This is a genomic window from Micromonospora sp. WMMD735 (assembly GCF_049178995.1).
GTDB classification, from domain to species: Bacteria; Actinomycetota; Actinomycetes; order Mycobacteriales; family Micromonosporaceae; genus Micromonospora; species Micromonospora wenchangensis.
Map to the genome: position 1 here is coordinate 3,335,759 of NZ_JBMHMJ010000002.1, position 20,351 is coordinate 3,356,109.

Annotated in this window: 15 protein-coding genes and 1 tRNA gene; 5 read left to right on the plus strand and 11 right to left on the minus strand. The window is 74.2% G+C overall.

What is annotated here, in order from left to right; all coding sequences use genetic code 11:
* Positions 1 to 32: 32 nt before the first annotated feature.
* Positions 33 to 290: a DUF3040 domain-containing protein gene (locus tag ACN268_RS14050; RefSeq protein ID WP_421483590.1), complete on the plus strand. Its 258-nt coding sequence runs from the start codon at positions 33 to 35 to the stop codon at positions 288 to 290.
* A 103-nt stretch (positions 291 to 393) separates the two neighbouring features.
* Here the strand turns inward: ACN268_RS14050 and ACN268_RS14055 are convergent, their stop codons facing one another.
* The 3 genes from ACN268_RS14055 to ACN268_RS14065 form a co-directional block, all read right to left on the minus strand.
* A complete protein-coding gene (locus tag ACN268_RS14055; RefSeq protein ID WP_421483591.1) occupies positions 394 to 1,476 on the minus strand; it encodes a hypothetical protein in 1,083 nt (360 codons plus the stop codon).
* Positions 1,473 to 4,862 carry an SNF2-related protein gene (locus tag ACN268_RS14060; protein WP_421483592.1) on the minus strand — a complete coding sequence of 1,130 codons (3,390 nt, stop codon included), beginning with the start codon at positions 4,860 to 4,862 and terminating at the stop codon, positions 1,473 to 1,475. Before ACN268_RS14060 ends, ACN268_RS14055 begins: the two co-directional genes overlap by 4 nt.
* Positions 4,863 to 4,939: 77 nt before the next feature.
* Positions 4,940 to 5,461: a DinB family protein gene (locus ACN268_RS14065; RefSeq protein WP_421483593.1), complete on the minus strand. Its 522-nt coding sequence runs from the start codon at positions 5,459 to 5,461 to the stop codon at positions 4,940 to 4,942.
* Positions 5,462 to 5,563: 102 nt separating this feature from the next.
* On the opposite strand from ACN268_RS14065, the gene ACN268_RS14070 reads away from it, so the two are divergent.
* Complete coding sequence (locus ACN268_RS14070) at positions 5,564 to 5,761, plus strand: hypothetical protein (RefSeq protein ID WP_088644837.1); 198 nt, start codon at positions 5,564 to 5,566, stop codon at positions 5,759 to 5,761.
* A gap of 235 nt (positions 5,762 to 5,996) precedes the next feature.
* Here the strand turns inward: ACN268_RS14070 and ACN268_RS14075 are convergent, their stop codons facing one another.
* Positions 5,997 to 7,145 (minus strand): polysaccharide pyruvyl transferase family protein, encoded by a 1,149-nt coding sequence (locus tag ACN268_RS14075; protein WP_421483594.1) that lies wholly within the window; start codon positions 7,143 to 7,145, stop codon positions 5,997 to 5,999.
* 608 nt (positions 7,146 to 7,753) lie between these two features.
* Here ACN268_RS14075 and ACN268_RS14080 point away from each other — a divergent pair.
* Complete coding sequence (locus tag ACN268_RS14080) at positions 7,754 to 8,701, plus strand: aminoglycoside phosphotransferase family protein (RefSeq protein ID WP_421483595.1); 948 nt, start codon at positions 7,754 to 7,756, stop codon at positions 8,699 to 8,701.
* A 158-nt stretch (positions 8,702 to 8,859) separates the two neighbouring features.
* Here ACN268_RS14080 and ACN268_RS14085 read toward each other — a convergent pair whose 3' ends face one another.
* The 5 genes from ACN268_RS14085 to ACN268_RS14105 form a co-directional block, all read right to left on the minus strand.
* Positions 8,860 to 9,648, minus strand: coding sequence for an alpha/beta fold hydrolase (locus tag ACN268_RS14085; protein WP_421483596.1), 789 nt, complete (start codon positions 9,646 to 9,648; stop codon positions 8,860 to 8,862).
* A gap of 161 nt (positions 9,649 to 9,809) precedes the next feature.
* Positions 9,810 to 9,881: transfer RNA gene (locus tag ACN268_RS14090), tRNA-Val, on the minus strand.
* Positions 9,882 to 9,964: 83 nt separating this feature from the next.
* Positions 9,965 to 10,432: a peroxiredoxin gene (locus ACN268_RS14095; protein WP_204926412.1), complete on the minus strand. Its 468-nt coding sequence runs from the start codon at positions 10,430 to 10,432 to the stop codon at positions 9,965 to 9,967.
* Between the two features lie 93 nt (positions 10,433 to 10,525).
* Positions 10,526 to 10,963 (minus strand): DUF3052 domain-containing protein, encoded by a 438-nt coding sequence (locus ACN268_RS14100; protein WP_067315614.1) that lies wholly within the window; start codon positions 10,961 to 10,963, stop codon positions 10,526 to 10,528.
* Between the two features lie 113 nt (positions 10,964 to 11,076).
* Entirely contained in the window at positions 11,077 to 13,413 is a 2,337-nt protein-coding gene (locus tag ACN268_RS14105) for a thiamine pyrophosphate-dependent enzyme (RefSeq protein ID WP_421486889.1), read from the minus strand.
* A gap of 1,133 nt (positions 13,414 to 14,546) precedes the next feature.
* On the opposite strand from ACN268_RS14105, the gene ACN268_RS14110 reads away from it, so the two are divergent.
* A complete protein-coding gene (locus ACN268_RS14110) occupies positions 14,547 to 16,205 on the plus strand; it encodes an alkaline phosphatase D family protein (protein ID WP_421483597.1) in 1,659 nt (552 codons plus the stop codon).
* Positions 16,206 to 16,260: 55 nt separating this feature from the next.
* Here the strand turns inward: ACN268_RS14110 and ACN268_RS14115 are convergent, their stop codons facing one another.
* Positions 16,261 to 16,665 (minus strand): YjbQ family protein, encoded by a 405-nt coding sequence (locus ACN268_RS14115; protein ID WP_168222548.1) that lies wholly within the window; start codon positions 16,663 to 16,665, stop codon positions 16,261 to 16,263.
* 254 nt (positions 16,666 to 16,919) lie between these two features.
* Here ACN268_RS14115 and aceE point away from each other — a divergent pair, with 254 nt between their 5' ends.
* Positions 16,920 to 19,658: a pyruvate dehydrogenase (acetyl-transferring), homodimeric type gene (aceE, locus tag ACN268_RS14120; RefSeq protein ID WP_421483598.1), complete on the plus strand. Its 2,739-nt coding sequence runs from the start codon at positions 16,920 to 16,922 to the stop codon at positions 19,656 to 19,658.
* Between the two features lie 63 nt (positions 19,659 to 19,721).
* Here aceE and ACN268_RS14125 read toward each other — a convergent pair whose 3' ends face one another.
* Positions 19,722 to 20,168 (minus strand): SRPBCC family protein, encoded by a 447-nt coding sequence (locus ACN268_RS14125; protein ID WP_088644846.1) that lies wholly within the window; start codon positions 20,166 to 20,168, stop codon positions 19,722 to 19,724.
* Between the last annotated feature and the right edge of the window lie 183 nt (positions 20,169 to 20,351).

Sequence of the window (20,351 nt, forward strand, 5' to 3'; positions counted from 1 at the left end):
GAACCGCTGAAGCCTGAGGGGAAGGCACCGCCATGCTCAGCAAAGAGGATCAGCGCAGGTTCGAACAGATCACCCGGCAGCTCCGGGAGAACGACCCGAAGTTCTTCGCGCGACTCGACCATCGGATCCGGGCCCGACGCGGGCGCTGGCTGATGCTGCTGACCGTCATCCTGTGGGCGTCGCTGCCCGCGATGACCGTCCTGGCCGGACGGACGGCCGGTGCGGCGTGCGTCGTCGTCCTGGCGGCCAACACCGGCCTGATGTGGCACTTCCGGCACCGCTGGCGCTGACCGCACGGCCATGATCGACACCAGGGGCGCGATGGTGCGGCATCGCAGCGACGGGACACCCCGACATCGCCCCACTGGTGTCGATCATGACCCACGCGCCGGCTCAGCCCGGGTCGAACGCCCGGTAGGCCCGGCGTAGGCGTTCCAGCAGGCCGGGGCCGCCGATCGCCGCCGCGGGTGAGCCGAGCTGCCGCAGCAGCAGCTCGGGGCCGGTGGCCAGGACGTGCGGCCGGTCCGGCAGCGGCACCGGCGACACCCAGAACCGGTCCACCGCCCCGGTGAGCGGCACGTCGGGCAGGTCGGCGAGCACCCGGCCCGCCCCCGCCGCAACGGCCCGCACACCGTCCACGCCCGACGGTACGCCCGCCGGTGTCCGGTCGGACGGCCCGGTGACCGGCCCGACGGCGGAGGGTGGCCCGGTGACCGGCCCGACGGCGGAGGGTGGCCCGGTCACCGGCCCGACGGCGGAGGGTGGCCCGGTCACCGGCCCGACGGCGGAGGGTGGCCCGGTCACCGGCCCGACGGCGGAGGACCCGCCGGCCGGCGTACGGTCGTCGTGCGCCGACCCGACCGCGTCGGCGCGCAGGACGCGCAACCGGCCCAGCAACGCGTCGCGGCTGCGACCCCGCCAGTGCAGCAACTGGAACGGGTCGGCGTCGAACGCCTCGGCGAGCAGGTAGAACGTCGCCGCGAGATGCTTGCACGGCACCGCGACGTCGGGGCAGCCGCAGCGCTGGGTCAGCTCCCCCACCGACCGGGGGAACAGCGGCGCGCCCGCGGCGGCGAACAACTCCTCCAGCTCGGCCGGCAGGTCACCGGCGAGCAGCCGGGCGCTGAAGAACGCCTGCCCGGCCAGCTCCCGTTCGACCCGGTCCCAGAGCGCGTCCGGGAACGGTGGCAGGGCGATGGTCACCGGGTAGGGCCGGGGCCGGGACCCCTGCACGCTCGCCTCGACCCGGCCGGGTGACACGTCGAGCCGGAGCACCTGACCCCGGCGCGCGTACGCCCGACCCCGGGTGAGCCGGGTGCCCAGCGCGAACGACTCCAGCACCTCCAGGAAACGCCGGGACCACCACGAGACCCCGATCGCGCCCCGGGTGCTGCGCGCCCTCAGCCCGCCGTCAACCCGGCGCGGCGGTCCGAACCCGGCGAACGGGCCCTCCGCCCCGGCATCCCGGGGGCTCACTCGACCACCGCCCCGGCGTCCAGGGAGAACAGCTCCCGCAGCTGCCCGGTGGACAGCTCGGTCACCCACTGCTCGCCGCTGCCCACCACGGACGCGGCCAGCCCCCGCTTGTCGGCGATCATCGCGGCCACCTTCTCCTCCACGGTGCCGGCGCAGACGAACTTGCGGACCTGCACCCGCCGTCGCTGGCCGATCCGGAACGCCCGGTCGGTGGCCTGGTCCTCTACCGCCGGGTTCCACCACCTGTCGACGTGCACCACGTGGTTGGCGGCGGTCAGGGTCAGCCCGGTGCCGCCGGCCTTGAGGGAGAGCACGAACAGCGCCGGGCCGTCCGGGGACTGGAACCGGGTGACCAGGTCGTCCCGGTCGGCCTTGCCGACGCCGCCGTGCAGGTAGAGCACCTCCCGGCCGAAGCGCGCCGACAGGTGGCCGCGCAGCAGCGCGCCGAACTCGGCGTACTGGGTGAACAGCAGGGCCTTCTCGCCGGCCGCGAGCACCTCGTCGACGATCTCCTCCAGCCGTTGCAGCTTGCCGGAGCGGCCGGCCAGCGGCGAGGAGTCGTGCAGCAGTTGGGCGGGGTGGTTGCAGACCTGCTTGAGCCGGGTCATCGTGGCCAGCACCAGGCCCCGGCGCTCCATCCCGTCGCTCGACTCGATCCTCGCCAGCATCTCGTCGACGATCGCCCGGTAGAGCGACGCCTGCTCGGCGGTGAGGTTGCAGACCACCTCCATCTCCAGCTTCTCCGGCAGGTCGCTGATGATCGAGGAGTCGGTCTTGAGCCGCCGCAGCACGAACGGGCCGGTGACCCGGCGCAGCCGGGCCGCCGCCTCGGCGTCACCGTGCCGCTCGATCGGCACCGCGTACGACTGCCGGAAGCTGCTGGCCGGGCCGAGCAGGCCGGGACTGGCGAACTGCATGATCGACCACAGGTCGGCCAGCCGGTTCTCCACAGGCGTACCGGTGACGGCGATCCGGTGCCGGGCGGGCAGCGCCCGGACCGCCTCGGCCTGCCGGGTGGCCGCGTTCTTGATCGCCTGGGCCTCGTCGACCACCACCCGGTGCCAGCCGACCGACGCCAGCGCGACCGCGTCCCGCGCGGCCACCGCATAGGTGGTGAGCACCAGGTCGGCCGCGTGCACGGCCTGTTCGAACGTGTCGTCCCGGGCCCGGTCCGCGCCGTGGTGCACGTGCACCCGCAGCCCGGGGGTGAACCGGGCCGCCTCCCGCTGCCAGTTGCCGACCAGCGACATCGGACAGACCAACAGGGTCGGCCCGGCGTCCGGCGGGTCCCCGGCGAGCAGGGCCAGCAACTGCACGGTCTTGCCCAACCCCATGTCGTCGGCGAGCACCCCGCCGAGCCCGAGCGACTGGAGGAACACCAGCCACGCCAGGCCGCGTCGCTGGTAGGGCCGCAGGGTGCCCTTGAAGGCCGGCGGCGGGTCCAGCGGGACGAGTCGCCGTTCGGCCTGCCCGGCCAGCAGGTCACCGAGCGGGCCGTCGGCGGTCACCGCAAGCACCGGCAGGGCGTCCGGCGTCTCCGCTCCGGCCAACCCCATCCGCAGCAGGTCGGCGACGGTCAGCTCGCCGGAGTCGCGCAGCAGCCGCAGACCGGCGGCCAGCCGTTTCGGGTCCAACTCCACCCACCGGCCGCGCAGCCGCACCAGTGGGGTCTTCAACGCGGCCAGGGCGGCCAACGCGTCGGCGTCGACCGTCTCGTCGCCGAGCGCCACCTCCCAGCGGTAGTCGACGAGCGCGTCCAGCCCGAGCGCCCCGGTCGCGGCGACCGTGCCCGGGGCGGTCCGGCTGCGGGCCTGCAACCGGGCGCCGAGCCGCGCCGCCGGCCGCCGCCACCAGGACGGCAGCAGCACCCCGAACCCGGCGGCGTGCAGCACCGGCGCGCCCTCGCGCAGGAACCGGTGCGCCCCCTCGACATCCAGCTCGAGCTGCTCCGGGGCGGGGGTGCGCAGCGCGCCGTCCAGCTCCGGCCAGAGCCGCCCGGCCCGGCCCAGCTCGGCCAGCAGGGTCTCCTGCGGGTCACCGCAGCGGCCGGCGAGCGCCGGTAGCCGCTCCGGGTGCCGCCAGACGTCACCGGCAGCGACGTGCAGGCCCGGCTCGTCGGCGGCCTGGAGACCGAACTCGACGCGCCACCGGCCCCCCTGCCCGATGACCGTCGACGGGTCGGCCGGCACCACGGTCAGGGCGTCGACGATCTCGTCGTCGGCCGGTTCCACCAGCCGGAAACTCGCCCGAACCGGGCCGCCGACGGCATCGCGCTGCCAGGCGTGCAGCTCGGCGCGAAGGGTGGCCAACCCGTCCGGTTCGGCGGTGAACCGTCGTTGCGGGCCGGTCAGCGCCGCCAGCCACCCGGCGGTCACCCCGTCGCGCCGACCGCCCCGGGCCAGGTCGAGGTCGGTCAGCGCCCGGCGGGCGGCGGCATCGGTGAGCAGGTCCAGCACGTCCGCGACCAGCCCGCCGACCCCGTCGACGCCGGTGGGCACGCCGGGTCGACCGGCCGGGCCGGCACCGGCGGGCGGTGCGTCTCCCTCGCGCTGCGCCGAGGCGGGCACCCCCTCGGGGCCGGTCCGCTTCCCGGCCGTCCGGCCGGCACCGGGACGCGGGCGGGCGGGGGGCGATCCGGGGTCGACGGCGACCCGGACCGCCGGGGGCAGGGCGAGGGCCAGCGACCGGGCCCAGGCGGCGTCCGCGCCGGTGAGCAGGGGCCGCCACACCGCCCACCCGACCGCCTTCCCCGTCGACCGGCCGCCCGAGCGCCGGTCCACCGGCGCGTCGCCGTCCGGTCTCCGGTCCCCCGGCCCGTCCTCTGCCGGCCTCCGGTCCGACGGCCCATCCGCTTCCGGCCTCCGGTCCGACGGCCCATCCTCTGCCGGGCGGTCGGTCGGGCGCCGGTCCGCTGGCGCGTCCCCGGGCGGGTGGTCGGCCACACCGGGCAGCAGCCGCCCCCGGGCCACCAGGTCGACCGCGAAACCCGCCAGCTCGGCGAGATGCCGCAGGCCGGCCCCCACCACGGCGTCGAGCCCGTCGAGGGTACGCAGCAGGTCGAACGCGTCGTCCGGGGCGTACCGCAGGACGGGGGTGCGCCAGGCGGCGAGGGTGACCGGGCCACGGGCCGGTTCCGCGACGGTGGCCGGAACCAGCTCCGGCGAGTGCAGCGGCGCGCCCGCCCTGGTGGGGAGGGTGAGCGGCACGGTGCCGGCGGGGCGGTCACCGAGCAGCGCGGCCAGGGTGTCCGGGGCGGCGGCGAAGGGGTGGGGGCGTTCGCGCGGGGCCCGGCCGGGACGGCGCGGCACCCGCGTCGGCCGGGTCGAATCCTCCGCCCACACCGCCAGACCGGCCCCCACCAGCCACACCCCGTGGACGACCAGCACTCGTTCCCCCTCGTCGACGCCCAGGGGTCAGGATAGGCGGCGAGGGTTGGACCATGCCGCTCAGACCGCGCCGCCGCTCAGACCGCGCCGGTGCTGCCGTCGGTCAGCTCACGGAGGATGTCGGCGTGGCCGGCGTGCCGGGCGGTCTCCTCGATCATGTGCACCATGATCCAACGCAGGGACACCTCGCCGAGCTGCGGCTGCGCCACGACATGGTCCAGCGGGAACCGGGCGGCCAGCTCGCGGGACCGGGCGCAGGCCCGCTCGTAGGCGTCGGCGAGTTGGTCGAGGGTCACCCCCTCGGCCAGGGCGAAGCTGGCCGCCGCGTCCTCCTCGGAGGTCGGGAAGACGTCGTCGGGGGTCGGATCGAGCAGGAAGGGGAACCAGTTCCGCTCGACCAGGGCGAGATGCTGCAGGATGCCCGCCAGGGTGGTGGCCGACGGCACCAGCCGACGGGTCGCCTCGGCGTCGCTCAGGCCCCGTGCCTTGCGCAGCACGGTCGCCCGGTGGAAGTCGAGGAACGCGTCGAGCACCGCCCGCTCGTCGCCGGTGCGCGCCAGCACCGGGGCGAGCGTCGGATCGATCCGGATTTCCGCCATCACCGGACGGTAGCGGCGACCGTGTCGTCCCGCTGTCCCCCCGCGGGCCCGCTGTCGCCGGCAAACCCTGCGCTCCGGCGGCCGGCTTGGCAGGATGGGCGCATGGCTGCGACGGTACGGATTCCCCTGGCGGACGGCCCGGCTGACGGCGAGGCGGTCGACGTCGAGCTGGACAGCAACGAACGTCCCCCGCTGACCCACCACCACCTCGGCCCGCAGGGTCTGGTCGACGCCCAGATCTACGAGCTGGAGTCCGCCGGCGACCAGTGGCGCTACCGCTGGCGCGGCCCGGCCGTCTGACCCGGCCGGCACGACCGCTTCCGGTCGGGTGGGCGGTGGTGCCGACCCGACGGCCGGGGCCGGCACGACCACATCCGGTCGGATGGGTCGCCGGTCGGCCGGGTCGCCGGTGGTGGCGACCCGGCCGTCGGGCCGCCGCCGTCGTGGCGACCCCGGCCGTCGGGCCGCCAGCGTCGTGGCGACCCCGGCCGTCGGGCCGCCAGCGTCGTGACGATCCCGACCGTCGGGCCGCCGGTCAGGCGGCCATCCGGGCCAGGGTGCGCGAGCGCAGGCCGTCCAGCACGGCGCGGGTGACCTGGGAGGTGCCCCGGGCCTGGTCGCACACCTCGGCCACCCGGCGGGCGGTGGCCTCGCGGCGGGAATCCCGTTCGTCCCAGAGCCGGTCGACCTCCGCCAGCAGCGGACCCTCCACCTCGCGTTCCACGCCGCGCAGCGCCGGCACCCCGAGCCGCTGGGCCAGGTCGAAGACCTTGCCCGCGTACGGCAGTGGCAGGAACGGGGTGCCGACCATCGCCGCGAAGATCAGGAAGTGCAGCCGCATGCCGACCGCCAGGTCGAAGTGCTTCATCAGGCCGAGCACCTGCCGGGGCGAGTAGTCGCCGTGCAGGATGCGCCCCCGGTCGGCGGCGATCATGTGGGACAGCACCCCGTGCGAGTGCCGGATGTCGTCGCGTTCCATCGGCACGAACAGCACGTGCGCGTCGATCCGCTGCACCAGGAAGTCGCCGATCTGGGCGAGCAACCGGTGGTACCCGTCGACGTCGAGCCGTTCGGCCGCCCGCCCCGGCTCCCGGACACTCAGCCCGACCAGGCGCTTGCCGGCGGGCACCCCCTCCTCGCGCAGCAGCCGGGCCGGGAAGTCCTCCGGTTCCAGCAGGAACGCCGGGTCGGCGGTGACGGTGATCGGGTTGAGCAGCCCGGCCTCCTCCAGCACCATCCGGGACTCCTGGTCGCGGACGGTCACCTCGGTCGCCCCGGCCAGCGTCTCCCGGACCATGCCGGTGTCCACCCCGTCGCTGAGCGGCCCGACACCCACCGCGTACGTCAGCAGGGGCAGGCCGCGTTCCTGGGCGACCCGTACGACCCGCAGGTAGCGGCGGGCCTCCTTGTCGTACAGGATGCCGCCGCCACCGAGGATGAGCAGGTCGAGCTGGCCGAGCACCTCGGCGGAGTCGACCCGGCTGACGCCCTCCCAGGGCACCGCCTCGACGTCGGGATGGGCGAGCGCGGTGTGCGCCGGATTGCGGGAGAACACGATGATCCGTGCGTTCGGCTCCTGCTCCCGCAGGTCGGCCAGCAGACCGGTGAGGATCGCCTCGTCTCCCAGGTTCCGACCGCCGTACGAGCCGAGCACACCGATGGTCAATCCGGTGGGACCCTTCATCCGTCACTCCTCCCCAGGACCGTCCCGGCGCGCATTCCCCCTCCCACCCCACCCATGCCCCGCCTCCGCCCCTCTCACCTCCCTCTCCGCCCGCACTCGCCCCGCCTCCGCCTCCCACCCGGCCCGCCCCGCCCGCCCGGCTCCCGCCCCGGTGCGCCCCGCTTTCGCCCCGGTACGCCCGGCTCACGACCCGGTGATCAAGAGCTTTGCGTCACCGCACCCCGCTCTTCCCGACCCAAACCTCTTGGTCACCGGGGACACCTACGGGAGCGGGGTGGTGATCAAGAGGTTTGCGTCAACCCACCCCCGTCTTGCTGGCCCAAACCTCTTGGTCAACAGGCACAGCGGTGAGGTGGGGCGGTGATCAAGAGGTTTGCGTCAGGCCACCCCGCCTGGCTGACGCAAACCTCTTGGTCAACAGGGACATCGACGGGGGCGGAGGGGTGACCAAGAGGTTCGCGTCGGGTTGGACCGGGCTGTTGACGCAAAGCTCTTGATCACCGGAGCGGGAGCCGGGGCAGGAGCGGGTGCGGGAGGGGCGGGGCGCGGCGTGGGGTGGGTGGGGTAATCGGGTTGCCCGGGGTGTAGGGGCTCGCCAGGGTGGGGGGATGGCCGGTGTGAGCGCGGGTGGGGGCAGGATCGGGTGGGACGAGCTGCCTGGGCATGTCCGGCAGGCGGTGGAGCGGATCATCGGGGACCGGGTGGTCGAGGCGGTCTCCCAGAGTGGCGGGTACTCCCCGGGCACCGCCGACCGGGTGCGGACCACCGGTGGTCGCCGGGCGTTCGTCAAGGCGGTCAGCCCGGCGCAGAACCCGGACACTCCCCGGATGCACCGCGCCGAGGCCCGGCACACCGCCGCACTGCCCCCGTCGGCGCCGACGCCCCGGCTGCTCGGCTGCCACGACGACGGCGAGTGGGTGGCGCTCGTGCTGACCGACGTCGACGGACGGCACCCGTACACCCCCTGGCGGGACGCCGAACTCGACGCGACGCTGCGTGCGCTGGAAACCCTGGCCGGGACGCTCACGCCGAACCCGGTGCCGGACACGCCGACCGCGGCCGAACGGTTGGCCCACGATTTCGGCGGCTGGCGGCGGATCGCCGCCGACCCGCCGCCCCGGCTCGACCCGTGGGTCGCCGGGCACCTGGACGAGCTGTGCGCGGCGGCCGACCGGGGGCTGACCGGGCTGACCGGGGACACCCTGTGCCACCTGGACGTGCGGGCCGACAACCTGCTGATCGGCCGGGACGGCACGGTCACCGTGGTGGACTGGCCGTGGGCCTGCCGGGGGCCCGCCTGGCTGGACACGGCGCTGCTGCTGGTCAACGTACGGTTGCACGGCGGGCACGACACCGAGGCGCTGCTGCGCCGGCTGCCGCTCACCGCCGGGGCCGACCCGGCCGCCCTGACCGGCTTCTACGCCGGGTTGGCCGGCTTCTTCACCGACAGCGCGCGCCGCCCGCCGCCGCCCAACATTCCCACCGTACGCGCCTTCCAGCAGGCCCAGGCCGACGCTCTGCTGCCCTGGCTGCGCCACCGCCTCGACCACCCGTAGAGCGCCGGTTGATCAAGAGGTTCGCGTCACCGGCAGCGGATTCCGTGACGCGAACCTCTTGATCAACCGGGCGGGGCGCGGGGCGGGCGGGGCGCGGGGCGGGCGGGGCGCGGGGCGGGCGGGAGGTGGGGCGGCGGGGGGAGAGAACAGTGCGCGGGTCAGTGGAGTTGGTGGGTGAGGAAGGGGAGGGTCACGTGGGGTAACAGGGGGGTGGTGGGGATGTCCTGGTGGGTGAGGCCGGGGAGGATCGCGAGGCGGGAGGTCGGGCGGGCCGTGCCGTCGCCGCCCGGGTCGCGGTGGCCGCCGCCGAGCAGCCCGTAGAACTCGGCCATGTGGGCGACCGGGATCGCGTCCGCGTCGGCGTAGACCAGCAGGGTCGGTACGGCGAGCGCCGCCACCTGCGGCGTCCAGTCGTACTCGCGGCGGAGCAGGTCACCGGTCTTGGCCCACAACACCGGCCAGTCCTGCGGTCGGGGGGCGATCCGCGTGTAGAGCTGGTGCGGGGGCGTGCCGCGCATCCGCTCGCCGGTCCGCTCGTCCTGGTTGGACATGGCGGCCAGCACCTCGGGATACCAACCCCGCCGCCGGAACGGGGTGGAGACCAGCACCAGCCGGCGTACCAGGTCCGGATGCTGGATGGCCGTCCGCAGCGCCACCCCGCCGCCGAGGGAGTACCCCAGTAGCTGCGCCCCGGGCAGGTCGAGGTGCCGTAGCAGCGCGGCGACGTCGTCGGCCATCGACTCGTAGCGCAGTGGACGAGCCACGTCGGCGGTGCGACCGTGGCCCTGGAGGTCGACTGCGATCACCCGGCGGCGGCGGGCCAGCGCCGGCAGGATCGGGGCGAACATCTCCGCCGCGCCGTAGCCGCCGTGCAGCAGCACCAGCGGTGGGCCGTAGCCGTGTTCCTCGTACCAGAGCCGCAGCCCGTTGACGTGCGCGTAGCTCACGATGTCACCTCCGACCGGCGTCGGGATGCTCCCGGGGGTCGGACCACGGGCCGCCGGGAGCCGCCACGGCGATGCCCCCGGCAGACCTGCCGGCGGCGTCCCATCGGCTCAACGATCCGGCCGCCGATGGTCGACGGCCGTTGTCGTTGCTGGTCGGAGGGTGGGCGCGGCAGGTTTCGAACCTGCGACCCCTCGCTTGTAAGGCGAGTGCTCTCCCACTGAGCTACGCGCCCGGAACGCCCCTGCGAGCGGGCCGGTGGCTGGCAAGCTTACCTGCCGGCCGCCGGCCCGTCGCAACGGTGTGCCCGGAGACCGGTCAGGCGGCGACCGTGTCGGCGAGGGCCTTGCGCCAGCCCTGCTGGTCGCGCGCCTCACCCGGCATGTTCATCTCGGCGAACCGGACGATGCCGGCCTTGTCGATGACGAAGGTGCCCCGGTTGGCGATGCCGGCGAGGTCGTTGAAGACGCCGTACGCCTGGGCGACCGCCCCGTGCGGCCAGAAGTCGGACAGCAGCGGGAACTGGTAGCCCTCCTTCTCGGCCCAGATCTTGTGGGCGTAGACCGAGTCGACGCTGACGGTGAGCACCTGCACGTCGTCGTTGACGTAGTCGTTGAGGTTGTCCCGCACCTCGCACAGCTCACCCTGGCAGATGCCGGTGAAGGCGAGCGGGTAGAAGACCAGCAGCACGGTGCGGTTGCCCCGGTAGTCCGAGAGCCGTACCTCCTGGTTGTTCTGGTCCTTCAGCAGGAAGTCGGGTGCCTCGGCACCAACCTCGATCGGCATGCGAACTCCTTGGTGGGTCGAGTCTGAGGTGGGTTCAGCCTGCCACACCCGCGGGCGACGCCCGGGGTGTGGGACTGCTCAGTCGCGTACGGCCTACTTGCGGCCCTTGGACCCGCGGCGCAGCACCAGCCGGGCGCCGCTCCAGTCCTTGCCGGCGTTGAGGGTCGAGGTCTGCTGGAGCCCGGCGGTCTGCGCCGACTCGGCGACCTCGCTCGGCTCGACGTGGCCGTCGCGGCCGGCCTTCGGGGTCAACAGCCACACGACTCCGGCGTCGGCCAGCGGACCGAGGGCGTCGACGAGGAGCTCGAAGAGGTCGCCGTCACCGTCGCGGTACCAGACGAGCACCGCGTCGACCACCTCGTCGGTGTCCTCGTCGACCAGTTCTCCACAGCGGTCGGTCAGGGCGTCCCGGAGATCCTGGTCGACGTCCTCGTCGTACCCCATCTCCATGACGACCATGCCCGGTTCGATCCCGAACCGGTCCGCCAGGAGACGTACCCCGTCGGCGGCCTGACCAGCGGTCGCGCTCACTGTCGCGTGCCTCCTCATCTCGTCCCTGCCCGGCGGCGTCGCGGTGACGCCGTCAGGCAGAGTCCACACAGTTGTGGTCCGTCGCGCAAGTGGCGCACCGGGTGGAACGGAATTTACCGTGCCAGCAGCGTACGGGCACCCTGGGTAATGGCATCCTCGGAGACCAGCACCTGACGGGCAGCCGGACCTAATGGTACAAACGAGTCAACTGCCGCCACCCGCCGCGCCGCCCCCACGTATCCGGCGTCGACCAGCGCCGCGAGAATGCCCTCCCCCACCCCGCCGGAGCGCCTCGTCTCGTCGACCACCAGCACCCGTCCGGTCGCCGACGCCTCCCGGATCAGGTCCGCCACCGGCAGCGGGGCCAGCCACCGCAGGTCCACCACCCGGCAGCCGATCCCCTCGTCGGCCAGGGTCGACGCCGCCCGCAGCGACATCCGCACCCCGTTACCGAACGTGACGATCGTGACGTCCTCGGCGGAGCCGACGCCGTACACCCGGGCCCGGCCGATCGGCGCGTGGCCGGCGGCCCAGGCGGACGGCTCGGCGTAAGATCCCAGCCACTCACCGTCACCGGGCTCGTACAGGTCCCGGGTGTGGTAGAGCGCGATCGGCTCCAGGAAGACCGAGACCGTGCCGTCCACGACCGCGGCGGCCAGGCAGGTCCGCAGCAGCGGGCCGGCGTCGTCCGGCCGCGCCGGCACCGCGACCACCAGACCGGGCACGTCCCGCAGTACGGCCACCGAGTTGTCGTTGTGGAAGTGCCCCCCGAACCCCTCCTGGTACGCGAGCCCCGGCACCCGCACCACCATCGGGTTGCGGAACGCCCCCTGGGAGAAGAACTGCAGGGTGGCCGCCTCACCCCGCAACTGGTCCTCGGCGTTGTGCAGGTACGCCAGGTACTGGATCTCCGGCACCGGCAGCATCCCGGCCAGCCCCGCGCCCAGCCCCAACCCCAGCACCGACGTCTCGTCCAGCAGGGTGTCGAAGACCCGGGCCGCCCCGAACCGCTCCCGCAGCCCCTTGGTGACCCCGTACACCCCGCCCTTGGCGGCGACGTCCTCGCCGAACACGGCCAGCTGCGGATGGCTGAGCATCCCGTCGGCGAGCGCCGCATTGATGCTCTGCGCGAGGGTCAGCGGGCCGGCCTGCTCCGGCGGCCTGCCCCCGAACGCCTCCACCCGGCCGGCCGCGTCCGGGCCGGCGGCCCGCTGGGCGGACTGTGCCACGGCGGCGGCGACCCGCGACGGCCGGCGGGGCGACAGCGGGGCCACCACCTCGGCCACGGCCGACAGCTTCGGCTCGTCGAGCACCTCCTCGGCGGTCCGGCGCACCTGCCAGCCCCGCTCGTCGTAGCGGGCCAGCAACTCCTCCCCGGTGGCCACCCCGGCCTCGACGAGCAGCCGGGCGGTGGCCAGCACCGGATCGCGTGCCTCGTCGGCGGCGATCTCGGCGGTGCTGCGGTACGCCTGCTCCGCGTCGGCACCGGCGTGCCCCAACAGTCGCACGGTACGCAGGTGCAGCACCGCCGGGCGACGGTGCCGACGCACCCAGCCGGCGGCCTCGGCGGCCACCGCGTGCACGGCCACCGGATCGGTGCCGTCGGCGGCGAAGTACCGCACCCCCGGCCGGGCCCGCAGGGTCCGCTCCACCCAGCCCTCCGGCGACCGGACGCTGATGCCCAGACCGTTGTCCTCGCAGACGAACAGCACCGGGATCCGCAGGCCGGTGTGGTCGTACCAGCCGGCGGTGTTGAGGGCGGCGGTGGCGCTGGCGTGGTTGACCGAGGCGTCGCCGAACGAGCAGACCACGATGGCGTCCCGGGGCCACGGCGAGCGCGGTGGGCCGTCCGGGTCGTCGCGCCGGCCGGCGGTGTCCATCCGGCGCAGCCGCTCCACGGCCAGCCCCAGCCCGACCGCCCGGGGCAGGTGCGAGGCGATGGTCGAGGTGGTCGGCACGACGGCCAGGTCGACGCGGCCGAACACCTTGTGCCGGCCCCCGGCGATGGGGTCCCGGGTCGAGGCGACGATGCCCCGCAGCACGTCCCGGGCCGCCTCGGCGTACGCCCCCTGCCACCCGTCCAGGTCCGGGCCCGCCGGATCGTCCACCGCCGGTTCCGGGCGGGGGCCGGCGGGTACGACGGGTCCGGCGTCGGCCGGGTCTCCCGTCGGGCCGGGCCCACCGGCGGCGGAACCGGCAGCCGTGACGGCCTGACCGGCGGGGACGGCTACCGGGGCGGCGGGCCGCTGGCGGGGCACCGGCTCGGCGGTGCCGTCGGCACCCACCCGGTAGGCGACCGCTCCGGCCGGGGACGGCGGCACGGCGAGGCCGTCGACCGCGTCCGCCGGGCGCACCGACGCGGGGTGCGGGTCGTGGGCCGGGGAGCCGGGGCCGGTCGCCCCGCCCCACCCGGCACCGGCGGCCGACCCGACCGGCGGACCGGCGTCCACGCTCCCGCCCGGCGGACCGGCGGCGTCCGGGGCCGTGGGCGGCGGACCGGCGGCGTCCGGGGCCGTGGGCGGCAGACCGGCGGCGTCCGGGGCCTGGTGCGGCGCGGCCACGGCGTCCGGCAGGCCGGCGTCCGGGGTTCCCGGCGACCCGGCCACGGCGTCCGGCAGGCCGGTCGACAGGCCGCCGGCGTCCGGGGCTCCGGGCGGCGCGGCGACGGCGTGCGACGCCGCGGCCGATGAGCCGGGGGCCCCCGGGAAACCGGGCACGTCCGGGTGACCGGGCCGGGAGCCGGTGTCCGGACCTACGGCGGACGGGCTGCTGTGGTGCGCCCCGACGGACGCGGGGACGTCGTCGACCGCCGGGCGGCCGCCGTCGGTGGCGGCGGCGGCCGGCCGACTGTCGCCGTCAGGGGTGTCGGCCGGATCATGGACGCCGTCGGGGTCACCGGCCGGCGGGTCGTCGTCGGCGTCCGGCTGACCGGTCACCGCCGCAGGATCCCCGCCGGCCCCGACGTCACCGCCGGGGAAGTCGCCTGCGGCCTGGGCGGCACGCAGGCAGTAGAACGCGCCGGAGCGGTAGTGCAGCAGGGCCGGGTCGGTGGGGCGCAGTGCGGCGGCCACCGCCGCGTTGGCCTCGTGCCCGGCCGAGCCGATCGTGTAGAAGCCCTCGTCGAAGCTGCGCAGCCACCGCGCGGCCAGGTCGAGCTGGCGGCTGGTCACCTGCGCGTCGAACAGGGCGAGCAGCTGCCGCCCGGTCAGCGCGGCACCGGGCCGCACGGGTAGCCCGGGGTCACGCCGCCGCTCGGGCTCGGGCAACGCGCCCAGGGTCTCCCGGAACCGGTCGTCGAGATCTTGCGGGGTGGTCACGCGATCAGCATTACCGACGGAGGCCACGCTCGCCCACTCAGACACGACCCGACCGGGATACGACGGTCCGCCGCACCCCGTGGCGGACGGTCCCGGCAGGACACCGACCCGACCGGTTCCCGCAGCGGCGTCGGCTCCCGGGCACCCGTTCGCCGGGCGCTGTTCGGCTGCCGGAGGCGGCGACGGTCTCCGGTGGTCACCTGACGGCCACCGTGGGTCGCGACGCTGCCGGGGTCAGGAACGCACCGGACCCCGGGGAGGCTCCCATGGCACTGTCCCGACGTACCGTCCTGCTCTCCGGCGCGGCGCTGGGCGCGGCCGGCGCCACCGCCGGCCGGTCCACGCCCGCCGACGCCGACGGGCGTCCCGCCCGGCCGGTGGTCCCCGCCCGGCACCGGCCGCTGGTCTGGCCGTTCACCCTCGGGGTGGCCTCCGGCGACCCCGACCACCAGGGGGTCGTGCTGTGGACCCGGCTGGCGCCGCAGCCGCTGGCCGGGGACGGCCTGGGCGGCATGCCCGCACGGACGGTCGAGGTGCAGTGGGAGGTGGCCGTCGACGAACTGTTCCGGCACGTCGTCCAGCGGGGCACGGCGACCGCCCGGCCCGAGTCGGCGCACAGCGTGCACGTCGAGCTGACCGGGCTGCTGCCGGGCCGGGAGTACTTCTACCGGTTCCGGGCCGAGGGGCACCTCTCCCCCACCGCGCGCACCCGCACCGCACCCGACCCGGCGTTCCTGCCCACCGCGCTGGCGATGGGTTTCGTCTCCTGCTCCCACTACGAGCAGGGCTACTTCACCGCCTACCGGCGGCTGGCCGAGAGCGCCCCGGAGCTGATCCTGCACCTCGGCGACTACCAGTACGAGTACGCCCGGGAGTACGGCCCGGACCGGCCGCGCGGGCACGAGGGGCCGGAGACCCGGACGCTTGCCAACTACCGGCAGCGGCACGCCCAGTACAAGACCGATCCGGACCTGCAGGCGGCGCACGCGGTGGCCCCCTGGGCGGTGGTCTTCGACGACCACGAGGTGGAGAACAACTGGGCCGGCGCGGTGCCGGAGGAGCCGGACCCGGACTTCCTGACCCGACGGGCCGCCGCCTTCCAGGCGTACCACGAGAACATGCCGTTGCGGCGGGCGTCGGTGCCGCGCGGTCCGGACATCGCGCTGTACCGGCGGTTGCGCTGGGGACGGCTGGCCACCTTCCACCTGCTCGACACCCGGCAGTTCCGCGACGACCAGGCGTGCGGGGACGGTTACCGGGACTGCCCGGCGGCGGCCGACCCGGGGCGCACCATCACCGGGACGACCCAGGAGCAGTGGCTGCTGGACGGGTTCCGCCGCTCCGACACCCGCTGGGACCTGCTCGCCCAGCAGGTGTTCTTCGCCGCCCGCGACCGTGACCCTGGCCCGACCCGGCTGACCAGCATGGACGCCTGGGACGGCTACCTGGCCTCCCGGGACCGGATCACCCGGGGCTGGGTCGCCGCCGGGGTCCGCAACCCGGTGGTGCTCACCGGCGACGTGCACGCGCACTGGGCGGCCGACCTGAAGCTGGACTACCTCGACCCGGCGGCGCGGACGGTCGGCACCGAGCTGGTCTGCTCCTCGGTCACCTCGGGCGGGGACGGTTTCGACTCGGCCAGCGGCTCGCACCCCTGGCTGCGTACCAACCCGCACCTGCGGTTCCAGAACGACCTGCGCGGTTTCGTCCGGACCACGATCACCCCGGCCCAGCTCAGCGCGGACTTCATGGTGCTGCCGTACGTGAGCCGGGCGGGCGCGCCGGCGTACCCCCGGGCGTCGTTCGTGGTCGAGGACCGGGTGCCCGGCCTGCACCAGACGTACGACCGGCCGCCGTCCACCGCCCGCACCCGGCCGGTGGACCGGGACCGGTACACGGTCGAGACGGAGACCGGGCTGCGCTGAACGGCCCGCGTCCGGGTCGGGCCGGGGGCCGGGGTGCGGGTCAGCCGGGTGCGGGTCAGCCGGGGAGGAAGGAGAAGCGGACCTGACGTGACGGGTTGTCGCCGTTGGGGTCGACCAGGCAGACCGACTGCCAGGTGCCGAGCTGGAGCCGGCCGCCCAGCACCGGCAGCGTCGCGTACGGCGGGACGAAGGCGGGCAGCACGTGGTCGCGGCCGTGGCCGGGCGAGCCGTGCCGGTGCCGCCAGCGGTCGTCGGTGGGCAGCAGGTCGTCGAGGGCCCGCAGCAGGTCGTCGTCGGAGCCGGCACCGGTCTCGATGATCGCCACCCCGGCGGTGGCGTGCGGCACGAAGACGTGCAGCAGGCCGTCGCCCTGCCCGGCGACGAACCGTTCCGCCTCTGCCGTGATGTCGGCGACGGTGGGACGGGAACCGGTCCGGACGGTGATCACCTCACTGCGCATACGGCGCATTCTGCCGGATCCGTCGCGCGACCGCCGCCGGCCGGGAGGGGTGACGCCGGCCGGATGCCGGGCACGGCCGGGCGGTGCCGGCGTCCGGGCGGCCCGGGGGTGCGGCCGGGCGGTCACCCACGCAAAGTTACCGGCGGGTACCTGTGTTCAGCGTCGCGTCTGGGGGAGCAAGACGTGACGACGGGTGCCACCAGAGGGCAGGATGGCGCTAGAGACCTATCCCACACACAACCGAGGGAACGCCTGTGGCTACGGAACGCAAGCGCCCGGTGATCACCGCTGGTCTGCCGAGCCAGCTTCCGGACATCGACCCTGAAGAGACCGGCGAATGGGTCGAGTCGCTCGACGGTGTCATCGACGAGCGCGGAACCAAGCGCGCCCGGTACGTCATGCTGAGCCTGCTGGAGCGGGCCCGCGAGCGGCAGGTCGGGGTTCCGTCCCTGACCACCACCGACTACATCAACACCATCGCCCCGGAGCAGGAACCCTGGTTCCCGGGCGACGAGCACATCGAGCGGCGGATCCGGGCGTACGTCAGGTGGAACGCGGCGATGCTGGTGCACCGGGCGCAGCGGCCGGAGATCGGCGTCGGTGGGCACATCTCGACCTTCGCCAGCTCCGCCTCCCTCTACGAGGTGGGCTTCAACCACTTCTTCCGGGGCAAGAACCACCCGGGCGGTGGCGACCACATCTTCTACCAGGGCCACGCCTCCCCCGGCATGTACGGGCGGGCGTTCCTGGAGGGCCGGCTCAGCGAGGACCAGCTCGACGGGTTCCGGCAGGAGCTGTCGCACCCGGGCGGCGGGCTGCCGTCGTACCCGCACCCGCGGCTGATGCCTGACTTCTGGGAGTTCCCCACGGTCTCGATGGGTCTGGGCCCGCTGAACGCGATCTACCAGGCCCGGTTCAACCGCTACCTGCACCACCGGGGCATCAAGGACACCTCCCAGCAGCACGTCTGGGCGTTCCTCGGCGACGGTGAGATGGACGAGGTCGAGTCGCTCGGCGCGATCGGCGTGGCCGCCCGCGAGGAGCTGGACAACCTCACCTTCGTGATCAACTGCAACCTCCAGCGGCTGGACGGTCCGGTCCGGGGCAACGGCAAGGTGATGCAGGAGCTGGAGGCGTTCTTCCGGGGTGCCGGCTGGAACGTGATCAAGGTGGTCTGGGGCCGGGAGTGGGACCCGCTGCTCGCCGCGGACACCGACGGCGCGCTGGTCAACCTGATGAACACCACCCCCGACGGCGACTACCAGACCTACAAGGCGGAGTCCGGGGCGTACGTACGGGAGCACTTCTTCGGCCGCGACCAGCGGACCCGCAAGATGGTCGAGCACCTGTCGGACGACGAGATCTGGAACCTCAAGCGGGGCGGGCACGACTACCGCAAGCTCTACGCGGCCTACAAGGCGGCCACCGAGCACACCGGGCAGCCGACCGTCATCCTGGCCAAGACCATCAAGGGCTGGACGCTGGGCTCGCACTTCGAGGGCCGCAACGCCACGCACCAGATGAAGAAGCTGACGCTTGACGACCTCAAGCTGTTCCGCGACCGCCTCTACCTGGACATCCCGGACAAGGCGCTGGAGGACAACCCCTACCTGCCGCCGTACTACACCCCGGGCGAGTCCTCGGACGAGCTGGCGTACCTGCGGGAGCGGCGCGAGCAGCTCGGCGGTTACCTGCCGTCCCGGCGGACCAGCCACAAGAAGCTGGCGATCCCGGGGCCGGAGCGGTTCGCCGACGTCAAGCGCGGCTCGGGCAAGCAGAAGGTGGCCACCACGATGGCCTTCGTCCGCCTGCTCAAGGACATCATGAAGGACAAGGAGTTCGGCAAGCGCTGGGTGCCGATCATCCCGGACGAGGCGCGCACCTTCGGCCTCGACTCGATCTTCCCGACCGCGAAGATCTACTCGCCGCACGGCCAGCGGTACACCTCGGTCGACCGGGACCTCTTCCTGTCCTACAAGGAGTCGACCACCGGGCAGATCCTGCACGAGGGGATCAACGAGGCCGGTTCGGTCGCCTCGTTCACCGCCGCCGGCACCGCGTACGCCACCCACGACGAGCCGATGATCCCGATGTACATCTTCTACTCGATGTTCGGGTTCCAGCGCACCGGTGACGGCTTCTGGGCGGCGGCCGACCAGATGGCCCGGGGCTTCGTCCTCGGCGCGACCGCCGGGCGGACCACGCTCAACGGTGAGGGCCTCCAGCACGAGGACGGCCACTCGCTGCTGCTGGCCGCCACCAACCCGGCGGTGGTCGCCTACGACGCGGCGTTCGCCTTCGAGCTGGCGCACATCGTGGAGAACGGCCTGCACCGGATGTACGGCGAGGAGCAGGAGAACATCTTCTACTACCTCACCATCTACAACGAGCCGATCCACCAGCCGGTGGAGCCGGCCGACGTGGACGTCGACGGGCTGCTCAAGGGCATCTACCGCTACGCGCCGGCCCCGCAGGTCGACGGCCCGAAGGCGAACATCCTGGCCTCCGGGACCGGCATGCAGTGGGCGCTCAAGGCGCAGCAGCTCCTCGCCCAGGACTGGGGGGTGGCCGCCGACGTCTGGTCGGTGACCTCGTGGACGGAGCTGCGCCGCGACGCGGTGCTCTGCGAGGAGCACAACCTGCTCAACCCGGGCGCGGAGCAGCGGGTGCCGTACATCGCGCAGAAGCTGGCCGACGCCGACGGGCCGAAGGTCGCGGTCAGCGACTGGATGCGCGCGGTGCCGGACCTGATCGCCCGCTGGGTACCTGGCGACTACACCTCGCTCGGCACCGACGGTTTCGGCATGTCGGACACCCGGCACGCGTTGCGGCGGCACTTCCACGTCGACGCCGAGTCGGTGGCGGTGGCGACGCTGCGGCAGCTCGCCATGCGCGGCGCGGTGCCGGCCGGCGTGCCGGCCGAGGCCGCCAAGAAGTACGCGATCGACGACGTCAACGCCGCCCCGGTCGGCGAGACCGGCGGGGACAGCTAGTCCCCGGGGTACGACGCAGGGCCCGGCGCGGTGCGCCGGGCCCTTTCGCGTCGCCGGGTCGGGTCAGCCGACGGCGGCCAGGTCGGTGAGGCGGGCCAGCGACTCCTCCAGGTCGGCACCGACCCGGCGCAGCCCGAGGCGCAGCAGGGCACCCTTGACCGGGCCGGCCGGCCAGCGGACCACGATCAGCCGGACGATGGTGCCGCCCTCCTCCTCGTCGGCGGTGAGCTGCACGTAGATCTCGGTGCGCGCCTCGGCGCGGGCCCCGGCGCCCCGGGCGCGTTCCCGCCAGCCGATCAGGGTGGGTTCCTGGTAGGCGATCACCTCGGCCTCGTGCGCCGAGCCGCGCCCGGCCTGGACGAGTTGTCGACGGCCGAAGCCCTCCCCCGAGAGGACCTCGGCGGCCCGGACCCCGGCCAACCAGGCGGGCAACTGCTCGGCCCGCTGGACGACTTCCCAGACCGCTTCCACCGGCGCCGTCACGTGCGCACTGCGTTCGACGAGGATCATTCTGTTCTTCCCCCACTGAGGACATCCGCGATATTCCGCACTCTATGCGCTAAATCGGACTTACTGGGACGTGTTCGGAAAAAGACACGCCGAAAACCCTTGCGCCCGCATTGCCTCGCACCTATGGCGCTCGCGGACTTCGCGCCCTAGAGTGCGAACACGTTTCGCGTTCTGGGAGGGTGG

What these genes read in the sequence shown, in the direction of transcription:
- ACN268_RS14050 (WP_421483590.1), top strand. Translation starts at nt 33, where the DNA reads ATGCTCAGCAAAGAGGATCAGCGCAGGTTCGAACAGATCACCCGGCAG.
- ACN268_RS14065 (WP_421483593.1), bottom strand. Translation starts at nt 5,461, where the DNA reads ATGGCGGAAATCCGGATCGATCCGACGCTCGCCCCGGTGCTGGCGCGC.
- ACN268_RS14070 (WP_088644837.1), top strand. Translation starts at nt 5,564, where the DNA reads ATGGCTGCGACGGTACGGATTCCCCTGGCGGACGGCCCGGCTGACGGC.
- ACN268_RS14075 (WP_421483594.1), bottom strand. Translation starts at nt 7,145, where the DNA reads ATGAAGGGTCCCACCGGATTGACCATCGGTGTGCTCGGCTCGTACGGC.
- ACN268_RS14080 (WP_421483595.1), top strand. Translation starts at nt 7,754, where the DNA reads ATGGCCGGTGTGAGCGCGGGTGGGGGCAGGATCGGGTGGGACGAGCTG.
- ACN268_RS14095 (WP_204926412.1), bottom strand. Translation starts at nt 10,432, where the DNA reads ATGCCGATCGAGGTTGGTGCCGAGGCACCCGACTTCCTGCTGAAGGAC.
- ACN268_RS14110 (WP_421483597.1), top strand. Translation starts at nt 14,547, where the DNA reads ATGGCACTGTCCCGACGTACCGTCCTGCTCTCCGGCGCGGCGCTGGGC.
- ACN268_RS14115 (WP_168222548.1), bottom strand. Translation starts at nt 16,665, where the DNA reads ATGCGCAGTGAGGTGATCACCGTCCGGACCGGTTCCCGTCCCACCGTC.
- ACN268_RS14125 (WP_088644846.1), bottom strand. Translation starts at nt 20,168, where the DNA reads ATGATCCTCGTCGAACGCAGTGCGCACGTGACGGCGCCGGTGGAAGCG.